This is a genomic window from Flavobacterium sp. TSSA_36 (genome assembly GCF_051547165.1).
Taxonomy (GTDB): domain Bacteria; phylum Bacteroidota; class Bacteroidia; order Flavobacteriales; family Flavobacteriaceae; genus Flavobacterium.
In genome coordinates this window covers 65,553-92,412 of record NZ_JBPTTP010000003.1, presented here as the reverse complement: position 1 = coordinate 92,412, position 26,860 = coordinate 65,553, and the positions used below count along the sequence as shown (strand labels likewise).

19 protein-coding genes and 1 pseudogene are annotated in these 26,860 nt (G+C 33.5%); 2 read left to right on the top strand and 18 right to left on the bottom strand.

Going from position 1 to position 26,860, the window contains the following annotated elements; genetic code table 11:
- Nucleotides 1-23 precede the first annotated feature (23 nt).
- Together ACSVH7_RS07015 and ACSVH7_RS07010 are read left to right on the top strand one after the other, a co-directional pair.
- Nucleotides 24-668 (top strand): DUF47 domain-containing protein, encoded by a 645-nt coding sequence (locus ACSVH7_RS07015; protein WP_438066005.1) that lies wholly within the window; start codon nt 24-26, stop codon nt 666-668.
- 26 nt (nt 669-694) lie between these two features.
- A complete protein-coding gene (locus ACSVH7_RS07010; RefSeq protein ID WP_438066004.1) occupies nt 695-1,987 on the top strand; it encodes an anion permease in 1,293 nt (430 codons plus the stop codon).
- 64 nt (nt 1,988-2,051) lie between these two features.
- Here the strand turns inward: ACSVH7_RS07010 and ACSVH7_RS07005 are convergent, their stop codons facing one another.
- From ACSVH7_RS07005 to ACSVH7_RS06920, 18 genes and pseudogenes are all read right to left on the bottom strand, one after another.
- Nucleotides 2,052-2,519: a nuclear transport factor 2 family protein gene (locus tag ACSVH7_RS07005; protein ID WP_438066003.1), complete on the bottom strand. Its 468-nt coding sequence runs from the start codon at nt 2,517-2,519 to the stop codon at nt 2,052-2,054.
- Nucleotides 2,520-2,521: 2 nt separating this feature from the next.
- Nucleotides 2,522-3,202, bottom strand: coding sequence for a peptidoglycan DD-metalloendopeptidase family protein (locus tag ACSVH7_RS07000; RefSeq protein WP_438066002.1), 681 nt, complete (start codon nt 3,200-3,202; stop codon nt 2,522-2,524).
- Between the two features lie 114 nt (nt 3,203-3,316).
- Nucleotides 3,317-5,725, bottom strand: a complete 2,409-nt coding sequence (locus tag ACSVH7_RS06995) for an alpha-ketoacid dehydrogenase subunit alpha/beta (protein ID WP_438066001.1) — start codon at nt 5,723-5,725, stop codon at nt 3,317-3,319.
- Nucleotides 5,726-5,912: 187 nt separating this feature from the next.
- Nucleotides 5,913-8,738, bottom strand: coding sequence for an aminopeptidase (locus tag ACSVH7_RS06990; RefSeq protein ID WP_438066000.1), 2,826 nt, complete (start codon nt 8,736-8,738; stop codon nt 5,913-5,915).
- Between the two features lie 241 nt (nt 8,739-8,979).
- Nucleotides 8,980-9,708, bottom strand: coding sequence for a TIGR00730 family Rossman fold protein (locus ACSVH7_RS06985; RefSeq protein ID WP_438065999.1), 729 nt, complete (start codon nt 9,706-9,708; stop codon nt 8,980-8,982).
- Nucleotides 9,709-9,791: 83 nt separating this feature from the next.
- Nucleotides 9,792-12,623: an excinuclease ABC subunit UvrA gene (gene uvrA, locus ACSVH7_RS06980; protein WP_438065998.1), complete on the bottom strand. Its 2,832-nt coding sequence runs from the start codon at nt 12,621-12,623 to the stop codon at nt 9,792-9,794.
- 367 nt (nt 12,624-12,990) lie between these two features.
- Entirely contained in the window at nt 12,991-14,412 is a 1,422-nt protein-coding gene (locus ACSVH7_RS06975) for an energy transducer TonB (RefSeq protein WP_438065997.1), read from the bottom strand.
- Nucleotides 14,413-14,470: 58 nt separating this feature from the next.
- Nucleotides 14,471-14,815 (bottom strand): annotated as a pseudogene (locus ACSVH7_RS06970) (YkvA family protein); the annotation flags it as partial.
- 37 nt (nt 14,816-14,852) lie between these two features.
- Nucleotides 14,853-15,107: a hypothetical protein gene (locus tag ACSVH7_RS06965; RefSeq protein ID WP_438065996.1), complete on the bottom strand. Its 255-nt coding sequence runs from the start codon at nt 15,105-15,107 to the stop codon at nt 14,853-14,855.
- A 123-nt stretch (nt 15,108-15,230) separates the two neighbouring features.
- A complete protein-coding gene (locus ACSVH7_RS06960; protein ID WP_438065995.1) occupies nt 15,231-16,196 on the bottom strand; it encodes a sensor histidine kinase in 966 nt (321 codons plus the stop codon).
- Nucleotides 16,127-18,232, bottom strand: coding sequence for a ligand-binding sensor domain-containing protein (locus tag ACSVH7_RS06955; protein ID WP_438066405.1), 2,106 nt, complete (start codon nt 18,230-18,232; stop codon nt 16,127-16,129). The genes ACSVH7_RS06960 and ACSVH7_RS06955 overlap by 70 nt, the downstream gene beginning before the upstream one ends.
- Complete coding sequence (locus ACSVH7_RS06950; protein ID WP_438065994.1) at nt 18,216-18,965, bottom strand: LytR/AlgR family response regulator transcription factor; 750 nt, start codon at nt 18,963-18,965, stop codon at nt 18,216-18,218. The genes ACSVH7_RS06955 and ACSVH7_RS06950 overlap by 17 nt, the downstream gene beginning before the upstream one ends.
- Nucleotides 18,966-19,130: 165 nt before the next feature.
- Complete coding sequence (locus ACSVH7_RS06945; protein WP_438065993.1) at nt 19,131-20,084, bottom strand: Fic family protein; 954 nt, start codon at nt 20,082-20,084, stop codon at nt 19,131-19,133.
- 142 nt (nt 20,085-20,226) lie between these two features.
- Nucleotides 20,227-22,026: a chloride channel protein gene (locus tag ACSVH7_RS06940; RefSeq protein WP_438065992.1), complete on the bottom strand. Its 1,800-nt coding sequence runs from the start codon at nt 22,024-22,026 to the stop codon at nt 20,227-20,229.
- Nucleotides 22,016-22,702, bottom strand: coding sequence for a DNA alkylation repair protein (locus ACSVH7_RS06935; RefSeq protein WP_438065991.1), 687 nt, complete (start codon nt 22,700-22,702; stop codon nt 22,016-22,018). The genes ACSVH7_RS06940 and ACSVH7_RS06935 overlap by 11 nt, the downstream gene beginning before the upstream one ends.
- Nucleotides 22,703-22,704: 2 nt before the next feature.
- Nucleotides 22,705-24,387 carry a gamma-glutamyltransferase gene (ggt, locus tag ACSVH7_RS06930; protein WP_438065990.1) on the bottom strand — a complete coding sequence of 561 codons (1,683 nt, stop codon included), beginning with the start codon at nt 24,385-24,387 and terminating at the stop codon, nt 22,705-22,707.
- Between the two features lie 3 nt (nt 24,388-24,390).
- The gene (gene ggt / locus ACSVH7_RS06925; RefSeq protein ID WP_438065989.1) at nt 24,391-26,073 is read right to left on the bottom strand and encodes a gamma-glutamyltransferase; all 1,683 of its coding nucleotides are present in this window, start codon (nt 26,071-26,073) and stop codon (nt 24,391-24,393) included.
- Nucleotides 26,070-26,654 (bottom strand): ACP phosphodiesterase, encoded by a 585-nt coding sequence (locus ACSVH7_RS06920; protein ID WP_438065988.1) that lies wholly within the window; start codon nt 26,652-26,654, stop codon nt 26,070-26,072. Before ACSVH7_RS06920 ends, ggt (ACSVH7_RS06925) begins: the two co-directional genes overlap by 4 nt.
- Nucleotides 26,655-26,860: the final 206 nt, after the last annotated feature.

Sequence of the window (26,860 nt, the reverse complement as noted above, 5' to 3'; positions counted from 1 at the left end):
TTGCAATTCTAAATAGAAAAAAAATGACAATTAATAGTTTATTCCAATTTTTAGTTCCAAAAGACAAAAAGTTCTTTCCTTTATTCGAAGAAGCCTCAAGTAATTTGATTGAATTAGCTTCTAATTTGCACGAAGCAGTTAATTTGCCTTTAAAAGAAAGAGAAGATTTATTTTTGAAAATTGATCAATTAGAGCAACGCGGAGAAGATATAACACGTCAAACTAATTTAGAGTTGAGTAGAAATTTCATTACTCCATTTGACAGAGAGGATATTCACTCTTTGATTACTTCTATAGACAATGTCGCGGATAATTTGCATGGTGCAGCCAGTAGAATGCGTTTGTACCAAGTGGATAAAATCACAAAATCAATTCGTAAACTTACTGAAATCAATTTGGAAGCTTGTCAACATATCGACGAAGCAGTAAAAGAATTGAAGAATTTAGAGCGCATGAAAACCATTACTAATGCTTGTTCTAAAATCAATAAATTAGAAAACAAGTCGGATAATGTATACAATAAAGCTGTTTTTGAAATTTTCGAAAACGAAACAGATGTGAAAAATATCATTAAGTATAAAGAAGTGCTGTCGGTATTAGAAACCGCTACAGACAAATGCAAGAGTGTGGCAAGTGTTTTAGAATCTATCACTGTAAAACACTCCTAAACTCTTTTGCTTTTTAAAATATAATTATGGAATTTACATTATTAATAATTATTATAGTTTTAGCGCTCATCTTTGATTATATCAATGGGTTTCACGATGCGGCTAATGCTATTGCCACTGTAGTTGCGACCAAAGTTTTATCTCCTTTTCAAGCGGTGCTTTGGGCTGCTTTTTTTAACTTCTTGGCCTATTGGGTTTTTGGTTTTGGTGTGGCCGATACAGTTGCAAAAACGGCTAGTACCATGGATATTAATCTAGTGGTGATTTTAGCGGGAGTGATTGCTGCTATTTGTTGGAATTTATTAACTTGGTGGTTGGGTATTCCGTCGAGTTCTTCTCATACCTTAATTGGTGGTTTTGCGGGTGCGGCCATTGCTCATGCGGGTTTTGGAGTAGTAACTTGGTTCAAAGAAGGGAAAGATGGAGGATTGCCTACGGGAGTCTTGATAGTAATCGCTTTCATTGTGTTGGCCCCGTTATTAGGTGCTTTGATGTCCTATTTGATTTCAATTTGGCTATTGAATTCCTCTAAGAAAAGTATTTATCCTAAGATTTTTACAGTGTCACTTATGGCATTAACGATTTGGTTTGTTGAAAAACAAATGAAATATTATGCGGATATTGAAAAGCCGAGATTTGATTCTCATTTTTGGAGTGTTGCTTTTGAAGCACACAATATCAAATGGTTATTAGTGGCTTTTATTATATTGTCGATCAGTTCTTTCTGTTTGATGTTTAGTAGTTTAAATATTCATCAAGCAAATTCTTGGTTGAAAAAGTTTCAATTACTGTCTTCTGCTGCCTTTAGTTTAGGACACGGTGGGAATGATTCTCAAAAAGTAATGGGGATTATTGCTGCAGCAGTTGCAGTTTTCTTAGCTAAGAATCCAAATTTTGATATGTCTTCTTGGTGGATAGATTTAAATGTAATTCTTCCTAATGAAGATAAAGGAATTAAAGGAGTAATGCCTTCATGGATTCCGTTAGCTTGTTACACTGCTATCGCTTTAGGGACTTTAAGCGGTGGTTGGAAAATTGTGAAAACCATGGGGTCAAAAATCACTAAAGTAACTTCATTTGAAGGAGTTGCTGCTGAAACAGCTGGAGCATTGACCTTGTATTTTACAGAACATTTGAAAATTCCGGTAAGTACAACTCATACTATTACAGGTTCCATTATTGGAGTAGGATTAACGAATAGAGTTTCTGCCGTTCGTTGGGGAGTAACGGTTAGTTTGATGTGGGCTTGGGTGTTAACCATTCCAATTTCTGGATTGTTAGCAGCGATTACTTACTACATACTAAGTATCTTTTTGTAGGTAACAAACAATATATAAAAAAGGGCTATGAAGAATTTTTTCTTGATAGCCCTTTTTTTGATGTTTAACGTTCACTATATTTTTTTAATGAATACAATGCTTTTTCTTGAATTTTCTTTTGAAAAAAGCCTGTCCAGCCTAGTAACTGTCCTTTCCATCCCAAGGCTTGTTGTGACCACTTCCATATATTAAAATCATCAGTGTGTTTATAGATAAGTCCGTCTTTGAATTGGAATTCCGCTGTGATATGATTAACGACTTTTCTATTCGTTTGAGAGAAAGTATAGTGTGCCACCCATTTTGCGATGCCATAATTTTCATCTGCTTTGACATCTGTATACGTTATTTCGATATTTCCCTTAGCTCTTTCTAAAAGCATTTTCCACATCAGATTCACTTGTTCGTCTTTTAATAAACCAAATGCAGGATCACAAAACTGAATGTCGGGATGATAACATTGTTGCATGGTAAGAGAGTCCCCTTTTTGAAAAGCGCTATAGAATTGATGGATCAGTTGTTCGTTTGGATGCATGATTAGTAGTTGATTTTTAATAGTAAATTCGGGTCTGGACAATTTTCAAGATAAAATGAAAGAGTGGTTTGGCTACATACTCCTGGGTAATCACCTTCTTTGTTTTCTATATCTTTAATGATTTGAAAGTGTAAATGTGGCGCATAATCTCCGTTTACGCTTGACTTTCCTAATGTTGCTATTTGTTCTCCTTTTTTTACAATTTGTCCTTTAGTAAGGTTTTGAATGCTCTCTAGGGACAAGTGTCCGTATAAAGTGTAGAAATGATGATTGTCAATTTCATGTTCTAGTATAATGGTGGGGCCGTAATCTCCCAGTTGATTATTGAATTGAAAGCTGTGAATTTTTCCATCTAACGCAGCTAAAACGGAAGTATTAGCAGTTGTCCATAAATCTAATCCAATGTGTATATTGCGTTCTTCTTCCTCTGAAGTATTGAACACGTGGCTTCTTTTATATAAGTTTCTTGTTTCTTGATATCCGCCATAAGCGATGTTAGCTTGATTTGCCTTTAAATAGTTTTCGATATAATTTTCAAAATCAGCAGAAGTAGTTAGATTATAGTTTGTTAATTCTTGATTGTGAATGGATAAGTCTAAGGCAACATAGGAAGAAAAAGGGACTGCGGGAGCAATTACTTTTATTCCTTCGAGTTTTTGTAATACTTGTTCAAGTGAGGTCATTCCTTTTTTTATTGAGTTTTAAAAGTAATAAAAAAAGTATATAGCAAAATATTTATTGTATAAATAAAAATGCCGTTCCTAGTAGAAACGGCATTTTTTATAAGTGTTTATTTTTTAGTATAACCTAGGAAATTTAGCAGGATTGCTTTCGTGCATCATGCTGTATACTTTTTCGAAAATATCTTCAGCAGATGGTTTTGAAAAATAATCTCCATCGGTTCCATAAGCGGGGCGATGTGCTTTGGCGGTAAGTGTTTCAGGCTTACTATCTAAGTATTTGTAACCGTCTTGAATTTCTGTAATTTGTTGTAAAAGATAGGCCGAAGCACCACCTGGAACATCTTCGTCGATGACTAAAAGGCGATTCGTTTTAGCTAAACTTTTTACAATATCATGATTCAAGTCAAAAGGAAGTAATGACTGCACATCGATAACTTCACAATTGATTTCCACCTCTAAAAGTTCGTTAGCGGCTTGTTGTACTAAACGCAAAGTTGATCCGTAAGACACTAAAGTAATGTCTGTTCCTTCTTTCAATGTTTCAACAACTCCAATTGGTGTTTTGAATTCACCATAATTATTTGGTGCTACTTCTTTCAAACGGTAACCATTTAAGCATTCAATCACTAAAGCCGGTTCGTCACATTCTAAGAGTGAGTTGTAAAATCCTGCAGCTTGAGTCATATTTCTAGGAACTAAAACATGCATTCCTCTAAGGGCATTGATAATCATTCCCATGGGAGATCCTGAGTGCCAAATTCCTTCCAAGCGATGACCACGAGTACGAACGATTAATGGTGCTTTTTGTTTGCCTACTGTTCGGTATTGTAAAGTAGCCAAATCATCACTCATAATTTGGATGGCGTACAATAGATAATCTAAATATTGAATTTCGGCTATGGGACGTAATCCTCGTAGAGCCATTCCGATGCCTTGTCCGAGTATAGTAGCTTCACGAATTCCAGTGTCTGCAACTCGTAATTCTCCATATTTTTCTTGCATGCCTTCTAAGCCTTGGTTGACATCACCAATAGCACCTGCATCCTCTCCAAAAATTAATAATTCGGGGTGTTTATGAAATAAAGCATCAAAATTATCTCTTAAAATCATTCTGCCATCCGTATCTGCTTTTGCATTTTCGTTATAAGTTGCCGCTACTTTTTGGATGCTACTACTGTTGTGTGCAGACTCTGAATGTAAATTGCTACTAAATTTAGGTTGTGTTATGGCCAAGTAATTTGTAATCCATTCTGATAGTTCGGAATGACCTTTTTGATTGATAAGTAAACGCAAGGATTTACGGGCTGCCACCAAAATTTCTTTTTTTAGTGGATTTTTTATAGTTTTTAGTTCAGCAATGTGTTTTGTAATGAACTCTTTATTGGTGCTTGTATTGACAATGGATTCTAGTAATGCTATTAACTCTTTTTGTTCGTTGATTATGGGTTGTATGAAGTTGTTCCAGGCTTGTTTTTTAGCTTCTAAAACAATTTTTTTAGCATTTTCTTCAATGCTATCTAATTCTTCAGGAGAAGCAATGTTTATAGCAATCATCCAAAGTCGCATTTGTCGTAAACAGTCGTATTCTCTCTCCCAAGCTAATCGCTCACTGTTTTTATAACGTTCGTGAGAACCTGAGGTAGAGTGGCCTTGGGGTTGAGTGAGTTGTTGTACATGAATTAAAACGGGAACGTGTTGTTCACGAGCAATAGCCGCTGCTTTTTCGTAAATGGTGATTAATTCGGCATAATCCCAACCTTTTACTCTTAGTATTTCATAACCATTTCCGGTTTCATCACGTTGGTATCCTTTTAGGATTTCTGAAATATTTTCTTTGGTGGTTTGGTGTTTGGCATGTACAGAGATTCCATATTCATCATCCCAAACGCTCATCACCATAGGAACTTGTAATACACCGGCAGCATTGATAGTTTCGAAAAATAACCCTTCAGAAGTGCTAGCATTACCGATAGTTCCCCAAGCGATTTCGTTTCCGTTAGTGGAAAAATTAGCGGCATTTGTGATACCAGATACATTTCTGTAAATTTTAGAGGCTTGGGCTAGTCCAAGTAATCGTGGCATTTGACCTGCAGTAGGTGAAATATCTGCACTTGAATTTTTTTGTTGTGTTAAATTTTTCCATGAACCATCCTCGTTCAAGCTATGGGTAACAAAATGCCCTCCCATTTGTCTTCCCGCAGACATGGGATCAAAACTAAGATCGGTATGGCCGTATAAACCTGCAAAAAATTGTGCAACAGTTAGTTCCCCAATGGCCATCATAAACGTTTGGTCTCGGTAGTATCCAGAGCGAAAATCACCATTTTGAAAAGCTTTGGCCATCGCTAATTGTGGTACTTCCTTTCCATCACCAAAAATACCAAATTTTGCTTTTCCAGTGAGCACTTCTTTACGACCTAAAAGACTGCATTCACGACTCGTTACGGCTAGTGTATAGTCAGATATAACTTCTGTTTTAAAGTCTTCAAAAGTTAATGTAGTGTTGTGTTGTTCTTTTACCATGATACTGTAGCTAGTAATTTTATGCAAACTTACTTAAAAACAAGTGATTTTCATAATTCGTTACATAAAATAAAATTAAATTATTTTCAATCAAATGCAATTATATGTAGGTATAAATTATTAAATTACCTTAAAAATTATTAAAAAATTATTATATACGCATATTTTAAATCCTTTTAACACGTTTTTAAAACCATTTTCTTGTAAATAGAGTTACGAGCTTACCTGGGTCAAGTGTAACGACAAAGCGAATTTTCTGATGATAATTTTCTTGTGAAATTTCCCATCCATTGCTGGAATATATTGGAAAAAAAAGTTCGAAATAATCAGGTAATAAATTTAATCTGATACCGCTGTCGTATACAAATAAAGGAGTCATTCCTCTATTTTTAAGCCAACCTAGATCTCCATAAATTTCAACCCAATTCCAAATATTGAAACTAGCATTACAACTTGTAAGCCATTGATTAGCATAAGGAGTACTGAGTTTTGATTTGAATCCTCCTTCAGCCATAATAAATTGTCGACTAAAAAAACCATTATTTTCTGAGCGACCATAATAATTATAATCGAATAAATAGTCCGTTGGGCGATCTAAAGCAAAGCTAAAGAAGTCAGAACTGGTGGAAGTATTGTACAAAAACTTTCCGGCATATAGCCTCAAGTTTAATTGACGACTATTTCTGAATAATTGACGGTATTGCGCCTCAATGGCAGTTTTACCGAATGTTTTGGAAAGTTGTAAATCAGTTGAAAAGCTTAAGTGATTAGTGATTTCTGTTTTGGAGTTAAGGTATCTTGCGTTAAAAACCGCATAGTTTAAAAGAGAATTGTCATTGACAATTTCGCTTTTTTGTCGTTCCACCATCACTTGTCTTAGTACTATAATTTGTTTTCTGTTATCGCGAAAATCAGTACTTCTGATTTGCATTTGAACCATCGGATTCAATCGTAAATATGTGGCATCAGGTGCATAATGAAAATAGGAGGCCCCTAAAGAATAGCGGACATTGTACAGACGACTCTCTCTATACAGCTGATTTACTGTAAAAAAACCAGAACCAGAGAACGTTTTAGCTTTGATAGAATACATTGGACTCAAATCAAAAGTGAAAGGTTTGTTTAAAATGGTTTTGTTGTGTAGACGAATTCCAGGTGAAAAACCATCATACACATTGAATCCAATGACAGGAGTGTACAAGATTTGGTTATAATATGGGTCTTCTAAATCTTTTAAAAAAGCCAACTTCAAAGGACGATTATTAGGAAAAAAACCTTCAAGTTTTTTCCAGTTGTTTCTCAAATTAAACTCCGGGACTTCATTTTTGTAATTTAGAATAATCTTTTCAGCTCCTTTTCTTGGGATGGTATAAGTAGAATCAGGATTTTTGGCTACTTCTAACCATTTGCTAAAAACAACAGCATTGTTTTTGATGCCATAAACTGGTACTGGCACAGTAATTTTAGTTTTGCTTTTGACTGAGAATGAAATACTATCGTTTGTTTTTTGTACTTTTTCAAATTTGTAATCTACTAGTTTTCTGGAGTCAATAATCGTATCAAAAAACCAGTTTAAAGGGCGTTGGGCTTTTTGGACTAAGATGGTTTTAAAATCATCGCTACAGGTTTGCTGCTGCTGATTAATTGCAAGAAATTCGAGAATACTTTGTGGCACTTTTTGTTGTTCTAAGACAGCGTCTAAATAGCGAAAACTCAAGCCGGCTTTGTATTTATTCGCGATTTGCTCGTTGAATTTTATTAAAGAATTCTTCGGGTCATTCAAAGATTGATCCAAATTTTTTCGAGCCATTAACGTATAGAAATAACTATATTGCTCATTAAAATCTAAATGAACCAAATGATAGCTTTTTAATAGTTTTATTTTTCCAATAGATCCCAGCATTTTACTGTCAGGATGATAAAGCTCAATGTACTGTATCATGGCAAAAATCTGAATACCATCATAAATCCAATTGTCTTTTCTTGGGTCCAGTCGCAAGCTGGTTTTTAAATAATTATTGAGATAGGTTTTTAAAAATTGTAACTCAAAGATAAATTCATTGCTAAACGGACTCAAAAAGGAAGGTAACTGATTCAGTCCATAAAAAGGATTATGGTCATAATCAGCTTGTGAAATTGTAATTTTTTCTTGCGGTAACTGACCTAGTTTTTCGCGAGTAAAATGCGCAATTTTATCAATAATTACCGCTTTATGAATGGGGTTGATCTGATAATCTTTCATATTAGTTTGAATCTCAACAAAATCATTTTTATAATTCATAAAACTGTTTTTGTGTTCAAGATACAAGCTCATTGTGTTTCTTTTTTTTCCAGTTAAAACATAATGATCTGAGGCGTTGTCATTCGAATTTTGAATACTATTTAAATCAGAAGTTACTGCAAAAAGCGAAGGCACTTTGAGGTCGAGGGTATAATCCGAAATTGAATTGGCAATATCTTCTAGATTGGCATTGCTATACCGAACAAATTGATGGTTTTCATAACGGGCAGGAACTAAGAACCAATCTTTTAAAACCATTTTTTTTGCGGAATATCCTATTCCTGTAAAACGGTCGCTCGGAATTTTGGCTACATAACTCAATTCAAAACTAATTTTTTCTTGTGGTAATATAGGTTTATCGAGTTTAATTTCTATTAAATCGGGATGTTGATCGACTCTTTTCCAACTAATATTTTGATTAGTTGACTCAATAATCAAATTTTTAGTAGCACCATATTCTTCCTTTGATGCTAGATGAAAACCTCTATAAAATTCATCTGAAAACCGATTAGCTAAGGGAGTGTTGTTCCCTGAATAAGAATGATTCCAGTCATTGAGAAGAATGGTTTTTAGCGTATCTGTAGAAGTATTAATAAAATCTATTTTTTGTTCAACATAAATTGATTTATTGGTCCAATTTACGGTTGCTTTCAGTTGAATATGATGCTGCCCACTTATCTTTTGTGATAAAGAAAACACCAGTAAGCTAATAAAAAATAGGAATTTTGGCATCGATACAATTGGGCTGAGGGAATTGAATTACAATTTATACTTCATAAAAGTACGGACAATAGTTGAAATATATGTGTTACTATGACAAGTTTACCATGAATTGTATGGATTTGAAGAAAAATTCTTCACCAATAAGAGATTATGAAAATTAAGTTTATTACTGCTTAATCAACCTTAAATAACTTAATGGTGAATAGATTTTTTTTTAAAATTAAAGATCCCTATTGGGCTGTTCGTTTGCTTAAAAATTGGGACTTAAGTCATATTTTTTATAAAACTTATCCAAAACATCGAGCACTTCATCTTCAGTATCTACTAATTTAAATAAGTTCAAATCTTCTTCACTTACAGTATGTTCCCTTTCCACTAATACGCTTTTGATCCAATCTATTAATCCCGACCAGAAGCTAGTTCCAACTAATATTATCGGGAACTTTCCAATTTTTTTAGTCTGAATCAAAGTAATAGCTTCGAATAATTCATCCATTGTGCCAAAACCACCCGGCATTACTACAAATCCTTGTGAATATTTTACAAACATGACTTTTCGAACAAAAAAGTAATCAAAATTTAAGTTTTTATCATGGTCGATATATGGATTGAAATGTTGTTCAAATGGCAATTCAATGTTTAAACCCACAGAAGTTCCTCCACCTAAATGAGCACCTTTGTTTCCCGCCTCCATAATTCCAGGCCCACCACCCGTGATGATTCCATAACCTGCTTTACTAATTTTATAAGCAATTTTCTCAGCCAATAAATAGTAAGGGGTGTCAGGTTTTAGACGAGCCGAACCAAAAATAGTCACACAAGGACCAATACGACTCATAGTCTCGTATCCATTAACGAATTCTGACATAATTTTGAAAATCGCCCAGCTATCATTGGTTCGAATTTCATTCCAAGTTTTGCGTTTCAATTTGTCTTGAATCACTTTGTCTTCGTCGTTATCAAAATCTTCTAATTTCATATGTTTTTAATTTTATTTTTATTTTCAACGGATTAAAATCCGTTGCTACAATATAGTCGTTCCTCCGGAACTTTTTTTTAAAATTATGCTAATTCTTTCTTTAAAAACTGTCCAGTATAGCTCTTTTTTACTTTAATGATTTCCTCAGGTGTTCCTTTGGCTACCAGTTGTCCGCCACCTTTTCCGCCTTCGGGGCCAATGTCAATGATATAATCGGCGAGTTTAATCACGTCCATATTGTGTTCGATAATCAAAACGGTATTTCCTTTGTCCACCAATCTGTTAATCACATCCATCAACACCCGAATATCTTCAAAATGCAAACCAGTAGTAGGTTCATCTAAAATGTAAAAGGTATTTCCTGTGTCTTTTTTAGACAATTCACCCGCTAATTTAATACGTTGCGCTTCACCACCAGAAAGTGTAGTGCTTTGTTGTCCCAAAGTGATATAACCCAAACCAACATCTTGCAAGGTTTTGACTTTTCTATATATTTTTGGAATATTTTCAAAAAAAGGTACAGCTTCATCAATCGTCATATCCAATACATCCGAAATGGATTTGCCTTTGTAGCGAATTTCAAGGGTTTCTCTATTAAAACGCTTCCCTTGACAGCTTTCGCATTCTACATACACATCAGGTAAAAAGTTCATTTCGATAGTGCGAACGCCTGAACCTTCGCAGGTTTCACAACGACCACCTTTTACATTAAAACTAAAACGTCCCGCTTTGTATCCACGAATCATACTTTCAGAAGTCATCGTAAATAAGTTACGAATTTCGGTAAAAACTTCGGTGTATGTGGCAGGATTAGAACGCGGTGTTCTTCCAATCGGACTTTGGTCAATATCAATTACTTTATCGATATGTTCTAAACCTTCAATTTTTTTATACGGCTGCGGTTTTTTGACTCCATTAAAATAATAAGCGTTTAAGATAGGGTAGAGGGTCTCGTTGATCAAAGTCGATTTTCCACTTCCCGAAACACCTGTCACACAAATCATTTGCCCTAAAGGAATTTCAATAGAAACATTTTTTAGATTGTTTCCAGTGGCTCCAGTCAGTTTTAGAAATTTTCCATTGCCTGTTCTGCGCTTTTTGGGAATGTCAAATTTCATTGTTCCATTCAAATACTGAGCAGTAATCGTGTTCGAGGCTAAGGTTTCTTGTGGAGTACCAATGCTGATGATTTCGCCTCCATATTTTCCTGCTTTTGGACCAATATCTATTACATAATCGGCACGTTCAATCATATCTTTATCGTGCTCAACTACCAAAACCGAATTACCAATATCTCGCAATTGCTCTAAAGAATGAATTAATTTCTCATTATCTCTTTGATGTAAACCAATACTCGGTTCGTCTAAAATATAAAGCACACCAACCAATTGCGAGCCAATTTGGGTAGCCAAACGAATACGCTGTGCTTCACCACCCGAAAGTGATTTTGAACTTCGGCTCAACGCCAAATAATTTAAACCAACATTCATCAAAAACGCTAATCTATCTTTAATTTCTTTTATGACTTCTGTTGCAATTCGTTTTTGTTTATCGGTCAAATGATTTTCTAAATCCAAAAACCAAGCGGTCAATTCTGAAATGTCCATAGTACACAATTCAGAAATATTCTTTTCGTTTACTCTAAAATAATTAGCTTCCTTTTTAAGGCGAGAGCCCTCGCAAACCGGACAAGCAATTTCATCCATAAATTCTTTAGCCCAACGCTTGATAGCAGTAGAACCACTTTCGTCGTGTTGGTTTTTGATGAAATGCGAAATGCCTTCAAAATCAATTTTGTACTCTCTCGTAACGCCCAAATCTTTCGATTGAACTGCAAATTTTTCTTTACCACCATTCAAAATCATTTCCATAGCTTCAGCTGGAATTTTTTCGATGGGGTCCGTTATTTTAAAATTAAATTTTTCTCCAATAGTTTCAAGCTGCTTAAAAATCCAAGACGACTTGTATTCTCCAAGCGGAGCAAAACCACCCGCTTTGATGGATAATTTTGGATTGGGAATGATTTTTTTGGTATTGATTTCATTAATAGTTCCTAACCCGTTGCAGTGTTCACAAGCTCCTTTTGGAGAGTTGAATGAAAACAAATTGGGTTCAGGATTTTGATACGAAATTCCAGTAGTGGGACACATCAAATTACGGCTAAAAAAGCGTACCTCATTCGTATCCTGATTCAAAATCATCAATACATTTTCACCGTGATGCATAGCAGTGTTGATACTTTCGGATAAACGTTTTTGTATGTCATCAGAAGTATCAACAACAATTCTATCCACTACAATTTCTATATCGTGTGTTTTGTAACGGTCGAGTTTCATTCCGGGAGTAATGTCTACAATTTCTCCATTAACTCTTACTTTTAGAAAACCTTGTTTGGTAATTTGTTGGAAGAGTTCGGCATAATGTCCTTTTCTCGCTCGAATGATTGGAGCCAAAATATTGATTCTTTTTCCATTAAAATCCTGAATGATTAATTCTTTGATTTGCTCATCAGAGTAGGAAACCATTTTTTCTCCCGTATTATAACTATAGGCATCAGCACCACGCGCATATAACAAACGCAAGAAATCGTATATTTCAGTAATTGTTCCCACGGTAGAACGCGGGCTTTTGCTAGTCGTTTTTTGTTCAATAGCAATCACAGGCGAAAGACCATCGATTTTATCAACATCTGGACGTTCTAATCCTCCCAAAAATTGTCGGGCATAAGCCGAAAATGTTTCTACATAGCGACGTTGTCCTTCGGCATAAATAGTATCGAAAGCCAAGGATGATTTTCCCGAACCCGAAAGTCCTGTTATGACAACGAGTTTTTCTCTGGGAATAGCAATGTCGATGTTTTTTAGGTTGTGAACGCGAGCGCCTTGAACTTCAATGGTATTATTTGTATCTAGCATAATTTTGCAAATTCCGAATAGGTCGGAAGCAAAGTTACTATTTTGATTTATTCTTTTAGTAGAACACTATCGAAGATTGTGTTAAAAAAGGAATACAAAAAAAACGCTAACTTTTTGGGTTAGCGCTTTTAATATTTGTGAAAAAGAACAGTAATTTACATAAAAGTGCAGTAGAAATAAACTTCTTTTAGTGGTTTAGTTTATCATTAATTCTTCTTCTATATATTTCTTTTAGTCTGAAATTATATTATGATTTGGATCAATACGAATGCGTGGAAATCTATATCTTATTATTTTCACCTAAAAAAAAAAGATGCTATTTAGGTGACGTAAACGAGCGGGAAGCCAACCCTATCGGGGATCTATTTTAGTAATTATTAAAATAAATTTTTTTAAGATAAGGCTCATAATGTAGGAAACAAAGAGTTCTACAGGGAGTGCTTTTATACTTTCCAGGAATAAACCTTGCTTTTTTAGTTACTAATCTAATTAGTTCATCGTAAATTATTTTATATCCAACACTTGAAATTATTGTAATTTCACTTAATGATCCGTCTTTTTCAACAATAAATTTTATTTTATAATCATCATAAGCATGACTTAAATCTAAATTGTTTTTTACGGCAAGAACTCTCATTGAACTAATAATCTCGTCCTTAAACGATTCTTCGATATGGATTGATCTGCCATCGCTAAATTCTTCATATTTAAGTATTATATTAGATTCAGCAATGCTGTCAAGTTTTCTTTTTTGGAATAATTTCTCCCTAAATTGTTTTTGCTTTTCTATTAAATAATTCTGATACTTATTAAAGTCAAAAATAATATTGCTCTTTAAATTATCTATTTGTAAATCATTTGAGGATAGTTCTATTTTTGTCAAGATTTCTTTCGGAAGATTGATTGTCCTTTTAATCTGATCATTTTCTAGAGTAAATTTTGTTGGAGTTAAATTGTTTTCAACAAAGCACCACTCAGTATTAATGAGAGAAGAATTGTTTATTTCATGGTTTTCTTTAAAATTTTGTGCTTGTTCAATCTTAATATTTAAAGTATCGTTAATTTGTTTCTCGTGGAGGTTGATAATTACATTAAAAAATTCCTTTTCAGAATCATATCTATCTAATTCTATAAAACCAAGTTTAATTCCATCAATGGCCATATATTCCTCTTCTACACTAGAGTAATATTCATTTTCATCAATCAACTGATTTTTTATTGCCTTGAAGCAAATGCTATCAAAAACAGTTTGACCATCGCTACTAATTCTATTATTATAACTTTCTAATTTTTCATACTCTCCTTTAATTAACCATTTTGAAAAATCATCTTTAACTCTATTTTTTATTTTTACATAATCAGAGTTTTCATATTTAATTTGCTTTAATTTATTTTGCTCTTCAAGTTCTTTCTTTTTTACTATTTCTCTTTTTAGTGCTATTGACGCTTCTCTTTTAGCTTCTTCTTTATCCTTTATGATTTTATCATTTCTAAAATCTATTTCATTTTTTAATTTTTTAGCTTGTTCCAATGATGAATTAAATTTTAAAAGAGCTAAAATCCCTTTTTGAGTCTTACAAGCATAAATAAACTCGGCAGCACCCATTAATTCACCTAAATTTCCAGTATTACTATATTTATTTACTATATTTTTAAGTCCAAGATCATTGATTAAATTTGTTGTAAGCAATTGAACTTTGAGTTGATAGGGTGTAAGTTGTTTTTTTTGACTATAAGAAACAGATGAGACGATCAGGCTTATCACTAATAGCAAAATTACTTTTTTCATATTAAGCGTTTTTCCATTTTTCATATTCTTCTAAGTCTGATCTTACTTGATTGAATACTAATCCTAATACAAAAATGTCATCTATATAACCAATTACAGGAATAAAATCAGGTATTAAATCTATTGGAGATAAAAAATAGATTAAAGCTCCAATTATAGCAATAATTGAACCTTTTGGAGCTACACTATAGTTTCCATTTATATAATCTCTAGATATTGAAAAGAAAAGTTGTAAATAATTCCAGACCTCTTCCAGTTTTCCTTTGTTCGCAAATGCTTTTTTATAAGCTTCGTCAAGTTTGTTATTAGTTTTATCTTTATCCTTAATAAGTTTTTCAGCTTCTTCTTTTGAATTTTTGAAACTATTTTCGACTTTTTTTAGATTGTTTTCTACGCTATTCATATTTTAAATTTTATATTTAATTTATCAGTAATAAAAATTACTTAACAATTTTCTTTGTCTTTCTATTCACGAAATAATAAATTACATTTCCAAGACAAAAAGTCCACCAAAATGTAAAAAAGAAAACTAATATATGTCCTGTTTTCGAAGCCTCGTTTCGGGTTAACAAGAAGTATTCTGGTGTTTCTTCTTTCAATTGCCAATCATTTGCTAAATACATTTTCATATCTCTTTTTGCTTCTTCTCTAGCTAATCTTGTTTCTTCTGCGGTTTTGTTTTCTTCTGAAATCATTTGTTATTTTTTAGGTTACAATCCAAAACTAAAAAGATTAAACTAAGTAAAAAACCCCGAACTTATGATTCGGGGTTTCTGGGGTGTAATTTGGGTATTCTGTGCTGTAATTCATTTTTTTAACTAAATAATTAATCGGATAGTTACAGTTGTTCCGCAATCTGAAAAATCAATTTTTATGGGGTCAAGATTAGAAGGTTGCAAAATTTTCAGGCGCTCTTTGGTTATGGCAATACCTTTTGAATGATGTGTCTTGCTTGTTCTGGAATTTCCTTTTCCATTGTCATAGATTTGTATTTGTAATTCGTTTTTGTCAAGAATTTTAAATGCTATAGTAAATTCTGGATGTTTAGAATCCTCGTCAAAAGCGTGTTTGAAAATGTTTTCTACAAAAGGCTGTAGCAACATCGTTGGAATTTCGGTAGGCATAATATCCAAATGCTTGTCAAGTTGAATGTTAAACACAATTCGGTTGTCAAAACGCTGGTTTTCTATCGCTATATAAGTTTTTAAATATTCGATTTCATTCTCGATAGTAATGGTTTGCTGGGCAGAATTGTCTAATGTTTGCCGCATCAAATTGGCCATTTCGCTAATGTAAATGGTCGAATTTAGGGCGTCGTTGTTAAAAACAAAAGTTTGAATTGTATTCATTGCATTAAAGGTAAAATGTGGATTCATCTGGCTCAATAGGGCTTCGAGTTTTGCTTTGGAAATAATTTTTTCGGTAATGGCTTCGGATTCGGCTTTTTGTTTTGCTTTCTTTTTTGTCCATAAAATGGCAATTATTGTACTTGCTATCCCAATACTAAAGATTACAATCATAAACCACCATGTTTTCCAAAATGGGGGCTGAATAATGATTTTTAAAAGGTAAAAACGAGTGGTTTTTCCAGCATGCAAATCGAATACTTCAATTTCAAGATTATAGGTATCATTAGGCAAATATGACAAATAAATAAATGGTTTGTCGGAATAGGGGCTCCAACGATTTGTTTTTTTTAATCGATATCTAAATTTTAGTTTATCAGCAAAAGAATGGCCTTTTGCATAAAATCTATCGCGATTGTATTGTGCTGATAGTCGCATACTATTTTTTTGGAAGTATAAGCAAACCAATTGTAATTGGATGATTTTATGGGTTCTGCATTGATCGAAATTCCTTTGATTTCGATATTAGAAACGGTTTTTTTATCTGCAGTAAGTTTGTTTAAATCGATAGTGTAAAAACCTTTTTTGGTACCAAGCCATAATTGATTTTCAAAAATTTGTGATGTTGTTATGGCGCAATCATTCAATCCCAGTTGTTTGTCCACTAGTTGTAGTTTTCCGTTTTTATAAATATTAATTCCTTTTTCAGTACCAATTAGAATGTAATCTTTGTAAGCTTCAAGAAATTGAATGGTATTGCCTATAATTTCTTTTTTTGAAATGGTTTTCAAAATTTCAAAATTTTTTGAATCTTCAATAATAAACACATCACCAAATTCGGCCGACAAAATCAATTGGCCTTTTGAGTTAACCGTGATGTGTTTGAATTTATTCTCTTTCCAAATGCCTTCTGCCAAATAGGAATGAAATTCGTTGTTTTTGTAGACATACAGTCCATTAAAGACCGAAAGCAGATACGTTTTATTGTTGTTATTTAATATTTTGACTATATATTGAGGCGTTCGCTTTTCAAATTTAGAATAATGTCTGCCTTTTAATTGATATACATTATCGTATAAATAAACACCAGCATAAGTAATGGTTTCGATGAATTTGTGATTTGCTGTAAATCCAATTTTCAAACTATGCTTAGGAATATATGCTATGATTTCTCCATGACCGCTCATTTCGAAAATCCCAATATTAGAACTCACCCAAAAAGAATTTTGGTGTTTTACTATTTCATAAAATTCTATTTCGTTGGTGGGTATGTTGAAATTAAGTTCAAAATCTCTTGATTCTCTATATTGAGTAGCTATTTTATTTTTGTTTTTGTTTTTGAGAAGAAAATCAGCTTCTACCTTTTTGAAATCTGTTAATGAGACTGTTCTCAAAACTTTATTTGTAGCGTTTAAAATAGAAATTCCTTTATTATGCAAGACCATTTTTTGACTACCAGAAAAGGTAAAGTCAATAATCGATTTGTTTTCAAAGGCATGATAAGTAATCATTTCGTCCAGCCGTATCGCATATACTCCTTTGTCATTAGACCCAACATAAAGTATATCGTTACTTTTGTCATAAACAACATTTAATAAAACTTTAGAATCTACGCCAAAATAATTTGCAATTGGAATCATTTTATCCTTTTCAATTCGGTAAAGGCCTCCATCAGGAGTATATACTCCCCATGCTGCTGCATAAATGGTATTTCTTTTGTCTTTTGTGTATTGCCATACCATCGATTGACCAAATTTAATCGATGAAGTATCACCTTTTTTAATTTTTGCGATATCATATTTTTCAATAAAACCTTCATTACTACTGTAAAGTGTAGTGCCAAAAAGCCCCAAACTATAGGCTTTTTGATTTGATACGACAGGGATGATTTGAGGAACAATGTTCGATTGGTCTACTTTGTACAAACCGTTATGTACAGTGGTAAAATAAACTTCATTTTCATAGACGAAGAAAGAAAGTGAAATAAAATCTTCTTTATGTGAGGGTACTTTAGGAGTAACAACATTATTGGTGTTTATGTCAATAATCGAAATGCCTTGTTCTGTCCCTACATATACTTTATTTTTATAAGGAAATACTTTTCTAGTTTTATTAGCAGGTAATCCGTTTTTAACTGTAAAAACATTGAATTTATCTCCGTCAAATTTACTCACACCGCCACCATAACTTGCAAACCACATATTTCCATTGATATCTTGCGTTATATCCCAACAACTGTTGTGGCCCAAACCATCAGATTCAAAGATATTCTGAAAAGTTCCATTTAAAAATCTAGAAACTCCATTCTCAGTGCCAATCCATAAGTCATCGTTTTTGTCTAAAAACAGCGATCTAACTGCGTTATTGGGTAAACCATCAGCAGTAGTGTAATTTTTTGAAGGCTTGAATTGAGCAAAAAAAGGATATATGATAAAAAATAAAAAGAGAGATAAAATTTTAGTTTGATAGTGCATCAATTAATTCTTTTTTATTAAAAAATCTTTCAGAAACTTTTATGATACGGCCATTGTTCATTTTTAAATTAAATTCTTTACCATTAAAGGACTCAACCATTTTTTTATTGATTATGGCACTGCTACTTACACTTAAAAAAATGGATGAAGGTAGTAACTGAATCATTTTATTCATTGGTTTTGAAATAACAATATTTCCCTTGGTAGTTTCAATTTTGCATTTCCCACTGCCGTTTCCCGTTTCGCAACTGATGATATCATTAACAGTCAACACTTTAAACCCGTCCTTGTCTGGAATAACTAATGTTGTTTTTTCATTTCTTAAATTGTTTTTTAAAATGGCTATCTGATTAACACTTGTATCTAATGCTTTCTTTTTTTCAAAGTGATCGATAATTGATTTGATGTTCAGAGGGTTGATGGGTTTCATCAGATAATTTAGGGCGCTAATTTCTAAAGCTCTTGTATATTGGTTGTCGTGACCCGTTACAAAAACAATTTCAAAGGGTACTCTTGTAAAATGATTCAATAATTCAAAACCATTTTTTTTTGGCATATCAATATCTAAAAAAACTAAATCTGGTTGGTGTTTTTCAATCGAAAGAATAGCTGAGTCAACTGAATGACATAAATCCAAAACATGTATTTTATTATCGCTATAGCTTTTGCAAAAAATATGAATTAACTCTCTAGATTTGGGATCATCATCAACAATGATTGCTTTTATTGACATAAAAAATAATAATGATTATAAGATATTTTGCGCAATATAACTTTTTATGCAATATTTTGAAATGTTTTTCTTAAAAAAAATATTCTATTATATTTTTGATTTAGTAGAGTACTATCGAAGATTATCTTGAAAAGAGAGCTAAAAAAAACGCTAACTTTTTTTGGGTTAGCGTTTTCTTTTTCTTGTACTGATATAGGCTTCGATGGCATCTTTGGTGGTGTACCAATTTCTGCCTTCTTTGTAGGCATCGATTTTACCTGTTCTAGCTAATAAACTAACATATTCTTGCCCATAAGGACTACTTGGTTCACTAACAATATCGGCTATCTTTTGGAAGTCATTGTCACGATCTGGCATAGCGTTTAGGTAAATGTTTAAACTTCGCTCAAGTGCTTGACTCATCAAAAGGATTAGTTTTTGATAATTACCATTATTGGCTTGATTGAGTGCTTCATAGTATTTTTTTCTATCGTTTTTGAGTATGATAGCTGGTGGAAAGCCACATCGCATTAATAACAAGTTCATACTCAATCGAACCGTTCTTCCATTGCCATCAAAAAAAGGATGAATCCAAACTAATTTGTGATGAAAGATTGTTGCCAACTCAATATCGTTTAGATGTAAAGGGTTAGTGTTAATAAAATCAATCAATTCATCCAGTAAATCCGAAACTTTATTCGCATTGGGCGGAACAAAATTGGCTCCCGAAATACGAACACCTCCATTGCGTAATCTGCCTGCGTAATCATCTTCTATGGAGCGTAATACCAAACCATGAAGCGATAATATGTCAATACTTCGTAAGACATAATTATAATTGATTATCGAAAAAAGGTAATCAATGGCTTTGTCATGATTGTGTGCTTCAAAATGTTCTCTTAAAGAAATCCCTTTTATGGTGATTCCTTCTTGTAAAACCATTTGTGTTTCTCTAAGTGTTAAGGTGTTTCCTTCTATACTATTGGAATTATAGGTCCATTCTATAGATAAACTTTCTTTGATTTTATTCAAAGCGATGGTGGGCAAGGGTCTGCTATTTTGCAAATCTTGCTTTTTTTGATACAATCGTTCAAAAGTTGATTGAAATTCTTCCCCATATCCTAAGTCTATTTTCCACATAACCCCACAAAAGTACAATTAATATCGGATATAAAAATTTTTTTTATCATCCGATAATAAAAAAACGCCAACCGAAGTTAGCGTTTTAAATTAGGAATGTATTAGAGATATTAAGTTAAAAAATCAATTTCATATTTTTTTATTAATCAATTGTCATCGCTTTTAGTTTGCTTCTATAGGCTTCTAAAGCTGCAGATTTTGATATGAATCCATAGTATTTTCCATATAGAACAACAGGGAGAAATGCTTTTTTGGATTGCTCAAATTTATTCATGACATTTTCCATGTGTTCATTTGGAGATACTAATACCGCAGGGAAAGTCATAATTTCTTTTATTAAAGTATATTTCACCCTATAAGTGTTAAATATAATTTCTCTTATATCATTAAAATGTACGATACCTACTAATTCATTTTCTTCATTTACTACAGGAAAGATCACTTGATCAGAGTGTGAAATTAAATCTACAAGGCGTTCTAAATTTTCATTCGCAACAAGAGTTAAGTAATTAGTTTCGATAATAGAATTAGTTTCTAAAGTGGATAAAACATTGGAATCTTTGTTACTTGTAAAAGCATTTCTTTTTTTTGCTAAATTTTTTACATCCATCGAATGTTTTTCAAATCGTTTTGAAATAGCGTAACTAGTTGATGCCACTATCATTAGTGGAATCATCAATCCGTAACCACCCGTAATTTCTGCAATCAAGAAAATTGCTGTAAGTGGGGCGTGAAATAGTCCACTCAAAATACCTGCCATTCCTACAATTGTAAAATTGCTTACAGGAAGTTTAGTTAAACCAATAAGATTAAGGAAATAAGAAAAGAAAAAACCAGCATAAGATCCTAAAAATAGTGATGGGGCAAAATTTCCCCCGTTTCCGCCACAGCTCAAAGTAAATCCAGTGGCAAATACTTTAAGCATCATGCTAGCTCCAATAAATAGAAGTAACATCCAATTATTGTTGCGAAATCCTTTAAAAAGAGTATTCTCAAGTAATTGACCCGGATCATTTTGTGATAAAATACGAATACTTTCATACCCTTCACCAAAAAGTGTTGGAAACACAAAAATCAATAACGCTAATATACTAGAACCTAATAACGCTTTTTTATAAACAGAAAGTTTAGAAACGTGAAAGTAACGTTCGATTTTTTCAAAATATCTTGAGTAATAGATGGAAATAACACCGGTAAAAAGACCAAGCAAAACATAATAAAATAAGTTGAAATGATGAAAATGCTCTTGTTGTTTAAACGAAAGTAGAATGCTTTCATCAAGGGCAATTACAGAAACCATGGCTCCTGTGGCGGCCGCAATCATGATAGGAGTAAAGGCAGCGATACTAACATCGACTAGCAAAACTTCAACGGCAAACAGTACTCCTGCAATAGGTGCATTAAATGCTGCTGCAATTCCTGCGGCTACCCCACAACCAATAAGTAACGTTCGGTCTTTATAACTTAACTGGTATTTTTGAGCATAGTTTGAGCCAAATGCAGCTCCCGTGATAACGATTGGACTCTCTAAACCAGCTGATCCGCCTAAACCTACTGTTAATGAGCTAGTAACAATTTGTGCGTACATTTGTTTTTTAGGAATAATACTTGCTTTTTTTGCAACAGCGAATAAAATTTGGGAGGTCCCTTTTTCTATACTGCCTCCCAAAACTTTGTCTACCACAAATACAGTTAACAAAATCCCTATAATTGGCAGGATACTATTAATATAATTCAGTTTTAAAATACCATTAATGTACGTTGCAAAAGTAAAAACGGAATGGGCAAACGATTTTAGGACAATAACCGCTAATCCCGCTGATATTCCTACTAAAACACTGGAAAGAAAAATAAATTGCTTGTTGGTTACCTTACTTTGACTCCAAGCAATCAATGATTCAAAACGATTGATGATAGTGATAAAGTGTGATTTAAGATTCATTTTTTTGTTTTACGATATTTTTCAAAGCTTCTTTTTGACTTAATGGTTTTAAATGAGTGTTCCAGACAAATTGTTGCACTAGTATAGGTTCATATTTTCCATATTCTCTCAATGCCCATCCTATAGCTTTTTGAATAAAAAATTCATTACTATGTTTAAGACTTTCACTCACGGATTCTAAGATACTAAAATGTGTGTTGTTTTTGTATTCTAATTGAAATAAAATAGCACTTCTTTTTAACCAAACATTGGAAGAGTTAACAAATTTTTCAATCACCGCAGTTCTTTGTTCAGGAAATTGAGCCAAATAACGTCCTAGTAAATATTTACTAATGGTATCAACAGTATCCCACCATGAATGTGTAAGTAACAGTTTTTCTATCCACTGTAAATCCGCTACTAAAAGCGTTTTACTACAATTTTGAATTAAAAGTTCTATTGCGCAATAATGAAATTCGCGTTGTGGTTTTTCATAAAGCCCCAGTGCTAGAGTTCGAACATTGGCTTTTATAGTATCCGAATGAGCAGCACTCACTGATTTTAAAATAGCTCTTCGTTGTGGCATGGGAACCCCAAAAAACAGAAAATTGTTTTTCATATACGCTTGCATAGCAATACTTTGCTCAGTATTTGCTTGAGCCATAAATTCTTTTTCAAGTGCCTCAATGAAATCCATAATTAGAATCCAACTGCGGTATCGTCTCCTCTAAAATCTGCTCCTCCTTCTAATTTTTTATTGGGTAAAACCAAAATGGCATCTACTTTGCCAATGACAGGAGTTGTTTTTTCATTAATAATATAACCTTTTACTTTGAGTTTTTCAAAAGTAGTAGTGTCAAAGGTTTTGGGTTCAAACGTAATTAAATCAGGTAACCATTGATGATGAAAACGAGGAGCATTGACAGCTTGTTGCATTCCCATTTTGTATTCATAAACATTTAGAATCGTTTGCAGTACAGACGTGATAATGGTAGATCCACCAGGGGTTCCTAAAACCATCGACAACTGACCATTTTTTTCAACGATTGTAGGCGTCATTGAACTGAGCATTCGTTTTCCGGGCGCAATGCTATTAGCTTCATTTCCTACTAACCCAAACATATTAGGTGTTCCCGGTTTGGCACTAAAATCATCCATGGTATTGTTCAAAAAGAATCCTAATTCTTCACAGTAATATTTGGAACCAAAACCATCATTTAAGGTAGTAGTAGCAGCTACTGCATTACCTAGTGCATCTACTATTGAATAATGGGTTGTTTCAGTACTTTCATTATAGGTTACTTCACCTTGTTTTATTTCGGAAGACAAAGTAGCCTTATCTGGTGTAAAACTTGCCATCCTTTGCTTGAGATAAGCGCTGTTTAGTAATTGTTTTACAGGAACTTTATAATAATCAGGATCTCCTAAATAGTAACTTCTATCCGCGTAAGCTCGTCGTTCAGCCTCCACAATTACCTGAATAGACTCGGCCGAATTATGTCCGGTTTTTGCGATATCAAATGGCTCGATCATTTTGAGAATTTGTCCTAAACAAATACCCCCACTACTTGGAGGGGACATGGCAGTTATTTTTAAGTCTTTGTAGTTAAAAGTGATGGGTTTTCGCCATTTGGCTTGATATTGTTTCAAGTCTTTTAACGTGATAATTGCGCCCTTTTTTTGGAGATATTCCACAAGGATTTGTGCTGTTTTTCCGGAGTAAAATTCAGCTTTTCCATTCTTAGCAATCCTTTTTAAGGTGGCCGCTAAAGCAGGATATTGAATCATTTCATTTTCTTGATAGTTTTTTGCAAATAAAGTTTGTTCACCATTAGCACTGATGATAGCAGCTCTGTATTTATCTAATTGTTGTTTTTGCTTGGAGGTTACTACCACACCTTGTTCTGCTAAAGCAATCACAGGAGCTAGTAAAGTTGCAATGGGAAGACTTCCTAATTTTTCATGAACGGCAAAAACTCCTGCAATAGTTCCTGGAACACCAATTGCTAAGGGAGTATCAGTACTTTTTCCTTTAATGACATTCCCATTTTTATCCAAGTACATATCTTTGGTCGCAGCCATGGGCGCTTTTTCGCGATAATCAATCGCGCCTGTTTCTCCATTGGCTTTGCGATACACCATGAATCCTCCACCACCTAAATTTCCTGCATACGGATAAGCAACTGCCAAAGCCAATTCGGTAGCCACCATTGCATCAAAAGCATTACCGCCTTTTTTTAAAATTTCAACGCCTATTTTAGAGGCTTCTTCCCTTGCGGAAACTACCATAGCTTTTTCAACAATAAGCCCTTGGTTTTTTGTGTTGTTTTGTGCAAAACTTTGTAAAAACATAAACAATAATAAAGTGTGCGTTTTTTTCATTTTTTAATATCCTGATGCGTTATTATCTCCTCTTTTATCTGCGCCGCCTTCTAGTTTTCCGTTGGGAAGCACTAAAATAGCGTCAACTTCTCCTATAATTTCATTGTTTTTTTCATTGATGTGATATCCTTTTTTCTTTAAATCTTTAACTAATGATTTAGAAAAAGAATTGGGTTCAAAGACAATTTCATCCGGTAACCATTGATGATGAAATCTAGGCGCATTGACGGCTTCTTGCATGGTCATATTGTATTCGTAAACATTCAAAATAGCTTGTAAAACAGAGGTAATTATTGTTGACCCTCCTGGTGTACCAACAACCATATAGAGCTTGCCGTTTTTTTCGATAATAGTCGGACTCATGGAGCTTAACATTCTTTTTTCGGGTGCAATACTATTGGCTTCTGAACCGGTAAGGCCGTATAAATTAGCAACACCAGCTTTAGCACTAAAATCATCCATTTGATTATTCAAAAAGAAACCTAATGTATCACAATAAATTTTTGAACCGTAATTGTCATTCAATGTAGTGGTAACAGCAACTACATTTCCTTCAGGGTCAACAATTGAATAATGGGTCGTTTGTTTACTCTCATAACCTTGAATTGTGCCATGAGCAACAGCTGCAGATTTTGTGGCTTTATCAAAAGAAAAATCAACCATTCTCTTTTTTAAATAAATAGAATCTAGAAGTTTATTGGTTGGAATTTTTATAAAATCCGGGTCTCCTAAAAAATAATTTCTATCTGCATAGGCTCTTCTTTCTGCTTCTGTAATAACTTGAATGGATTTTATGCTATTATGTTCCATTTTGGCAAGATTATAAGGCTCAATCATTTTCATAATTTGATGTAAACAAATACCACCACTACTAGGAGGAGACATGGAAGTTATGCGTAACTCTTTATAATTAAATGTAATAGGTTCTCTCCATTTTGCTTGGTATTTTTCTAAATCGGTCAACGATAGGATTCCCCCTTTTTTTGTCACAAAAGATACAAGTTTTTGAGCGGTTTCTCCTTGGTAAAACTCTTGCTTTCCATTTTTTGAAATTCGTTTTAATGTTTCGGCTAAGGCGCTATATTTAATAGTATCTCCAGCTTTATAAATTTTGGAAAACAAACTATTTGGGCCATTTGCTTTTATAAATGAAGCCCTGTAATCCGACAAGCTCTGTGCTTGATAGGGAGTAACTACGACACCTCTTTCAGCTAAGGCTATGACTGGTTTTAAAATTTCACTTATTGGCAATGAACCAAATTTTTGATGCACCTCGAAAATACCAGCAATGGTGCCAGGAACTCCGGAAGCCAAAGCTGTTTCGGTACTTTTGCCTTTCATTACATTTTTTTTAGCATCCAAATACATGTCTTTTGATGCTAATTGAGGTGCTTTTTCTCTGTAATCCAAAGCTCCCGTTTCACCATTAGTTTTTCTATAAACCATAAAACCGCCACCACCAATATTCCCAGCTTGAGGATGACATACCGCCAAAGCCAATTCAGTAGCCACCATAGCATCAAAAGCATTGCCGCCTTTTTGCATAATTTCTACGCCTATCTTGGAAGCTTCTTCTCGTGCAGACACCACCATAGCTTTGTTAGCGATTAGACCGGTTTGAGCCTGAATAGTTTCACTAAAAAAACTACAGAGAATAGAAAGAAAAAGAAATTGTGAAATTTTCATAATTGTTGCATTTTTAGGGAAACTTGTTCTTGTAAGTCTTTGAAAAAGATAGTAAACTCTTCTTCAAATTCGGGATAAAATTCAACCAATTCATTAGAGGAAAACCTCATTTTGGATTCGTTTTTGGTTCTATTATCCATCTGTGTCAAAATCCGACCAATCCCTTCTACTGTTTGATAACTCAATAACCAATTGTGCTCTATTAAGTAAGGCATCATACCTTTGGTTCTTTCGGACAGCACCTCGTAATGGTCTCTTAACGATTCATAAAAAGTTTCGGTATATTCCTCTAGATTTTCATTGGAATAACTACTCCAATTTTTGGCCAAAAAATGGTCGTAAAACAAATCAACAATGACTCCAGCGTAATGATGGTATTTGCTATGCAGTCTTTGCGTACTTTGTCTAAAAACGGGATGCGCATCTGTGTAAGTATCAATAAAGCGATGCAAACGAATCCCTTTTTGTATAGACAAAGGGAAGTGCTCGTACTGTTTTCCACGAATGCCATCGGCCATAAAATTGCCTATTTTGAGTAATTCATCATCACCCGAAAGAAAAATGTGCGCGAGAAAGTTCATTGTTTTGGTTTGACTATTTTCAAAGATACAAACTTTAAAAAGCCTCACAATAGAAGCAACCACTTCTTCAGGGAAAAATATCCACCACGAATTCACTAATGAATCACGAATTAAAATGTGTTTTAATGACACGAATTACTAATGTTGCTAGAATTCGTGACATTCAATTTCAGTTTCGATGACAATTAGTGTCAATTGGTGTAATT

What these genes read in the sequence shown, in the direction of transcription:
- ACSVH7_RS07015 (WP_438066005.1), top strand. Translation starts at nt 24, where the DNA reads ATGACAATTAATAGTTTATTCCAATTTTTAGTTCCAAAAGACAAAAAG.
- ACSVH7_RS07010 (WP_438066004.1), top strand. Translation starts at nt 695, where the DNA reads ATGGAATTTACATTATTAATAATTATTATAGTTTTAGCGCTCATCTTT.
- ACSVH7_RS07005 (WP_438066003.1), bottom strand. Translation starts at nt 2,519, where the DNA reads ATGCATCCAAACGAACAACTGATCCATCAATTCTATAGCGCTTTTCAA.
- ACSVH7_RS07000 (WP_438066002.1), bottom strand. Translation starts at nt 3,202, where the DNA reads ATGACCTCACTTGAACAAGTATTACAAAAACTCGAAGGAATAAAAGTA.
- ACSVH7_RS06995 (WP_438066001.1), bottom strand. Translation starts at nt 5,725, where the DNA reads ATGGTAAAAGAACAACACAACACTACATTAACTTTTGAAGACTTTAAA.
- ACSVH7_RS06990 (WP_438066000.1), bottom strand. Translation starts at nt 8,738, where the DNA reads ATGCCAAAATTCCTATTTTTTATTAGCTTACTGGTGTTTTCTTTATCA.
- ACSVH7_RS06985 (WP_438065999.1), bottom strand. Translation starts at nt 9,708, where the DNA reads ATGAAATTAGAAGATTTTGATAACGACGAAGACAAAGTGATTCAAGAC.
- uvrA (WP_438065998.1), bottom strand. Translation starts at nt 12,623, where the DNA reads ATGCTAGATACAAATAATACCATTGAAGTTCAAGGCGCTCGCGTTCAC.
- ACSVH7_RS06975 (WP_438065997.1), bottom strand. Translation starts at nt 14,412, where the DNA reads ATGAAAAAAGTAATTTTGCTATTAGTGATAAGCCTGATCGTCTCATCT.
- ACSVH7_RS06965 (WP_438065996.1), bottom strand. Translation starts at nt 15,107, where the DNA reads ATGATTTCAGAAGAAAACAAAACCGCAGAAGAAACAAGATTAGCTAGA.
- ACSVH7_RS06960 (WP_438065995.1), bottom strand. Translation starts at nt 16,196, where the DNA reads ATGCGACTATCAGCACAATACAATCGCGATAGATTTTATGCAAAAGGC.
- ACSVH7_RS06955 (WP_438066405.1), bottom strand. Translation starts at nt 18,232, where the DNA reads ATGCACTATCAAACTAAAATTTTATCTCTCTTTTTATTTTTTATCATA.
- ACSVH7_RS06950 (WP_438065994.1), bottom strand. Translation starts at nt 18,965, where the DNA reads ATGTCAATAAAAGCAATCATTGTTGATGATGATCCCAAATCTAGAGAG.
- ACSVH7_RS06945 (WP_438065993.1), bottom strand. Translation starts at nt 20,084, where the DNA reads ATGTGGAAAATAGACTTAGGATATGGGGAAGAATTTCAATCAACTTTT.
- ACSVH7_RS06940 (WP_438065992.1), bottom strand. Translation starts at nt 22,026, where the DNA reads ATGAATCTTAAATCACACTTTATCACTATCATCAATCGTTTTGAATCA.
- ACSVH7_RS06935 (WP_438065991.1), bottom strand. Translation starts at nt 22,702, where the DNA reads ATGGATTTCATTGAGGCACTTGAAAAAGAATTTATGGCTCAAGCAAAT.
- ggt (WP_438065990.1), bottom strand. Translation starts at nt 24,387, where the DNA reads ATGAAAAAAACGCACACTTTATTATTGTTTATGTTTTTACAAAGTTTT.
- ggt (WP_438065989.1), bottom strand. Translation starts at nt 26,073, where the DNA reads ATGAAAATTTCACAATTTCTTTTTCTTTCTATTCTCTGTAGTTTTTTT.
- ACSVH7_RS06920 (WP_438065988.1), bottom strand. Translation starts at nt 26,654, where the DNA reads ATGAACTTTCTCGCGCACATTTTTCTTTCGGGTGATGATGAATTACTC.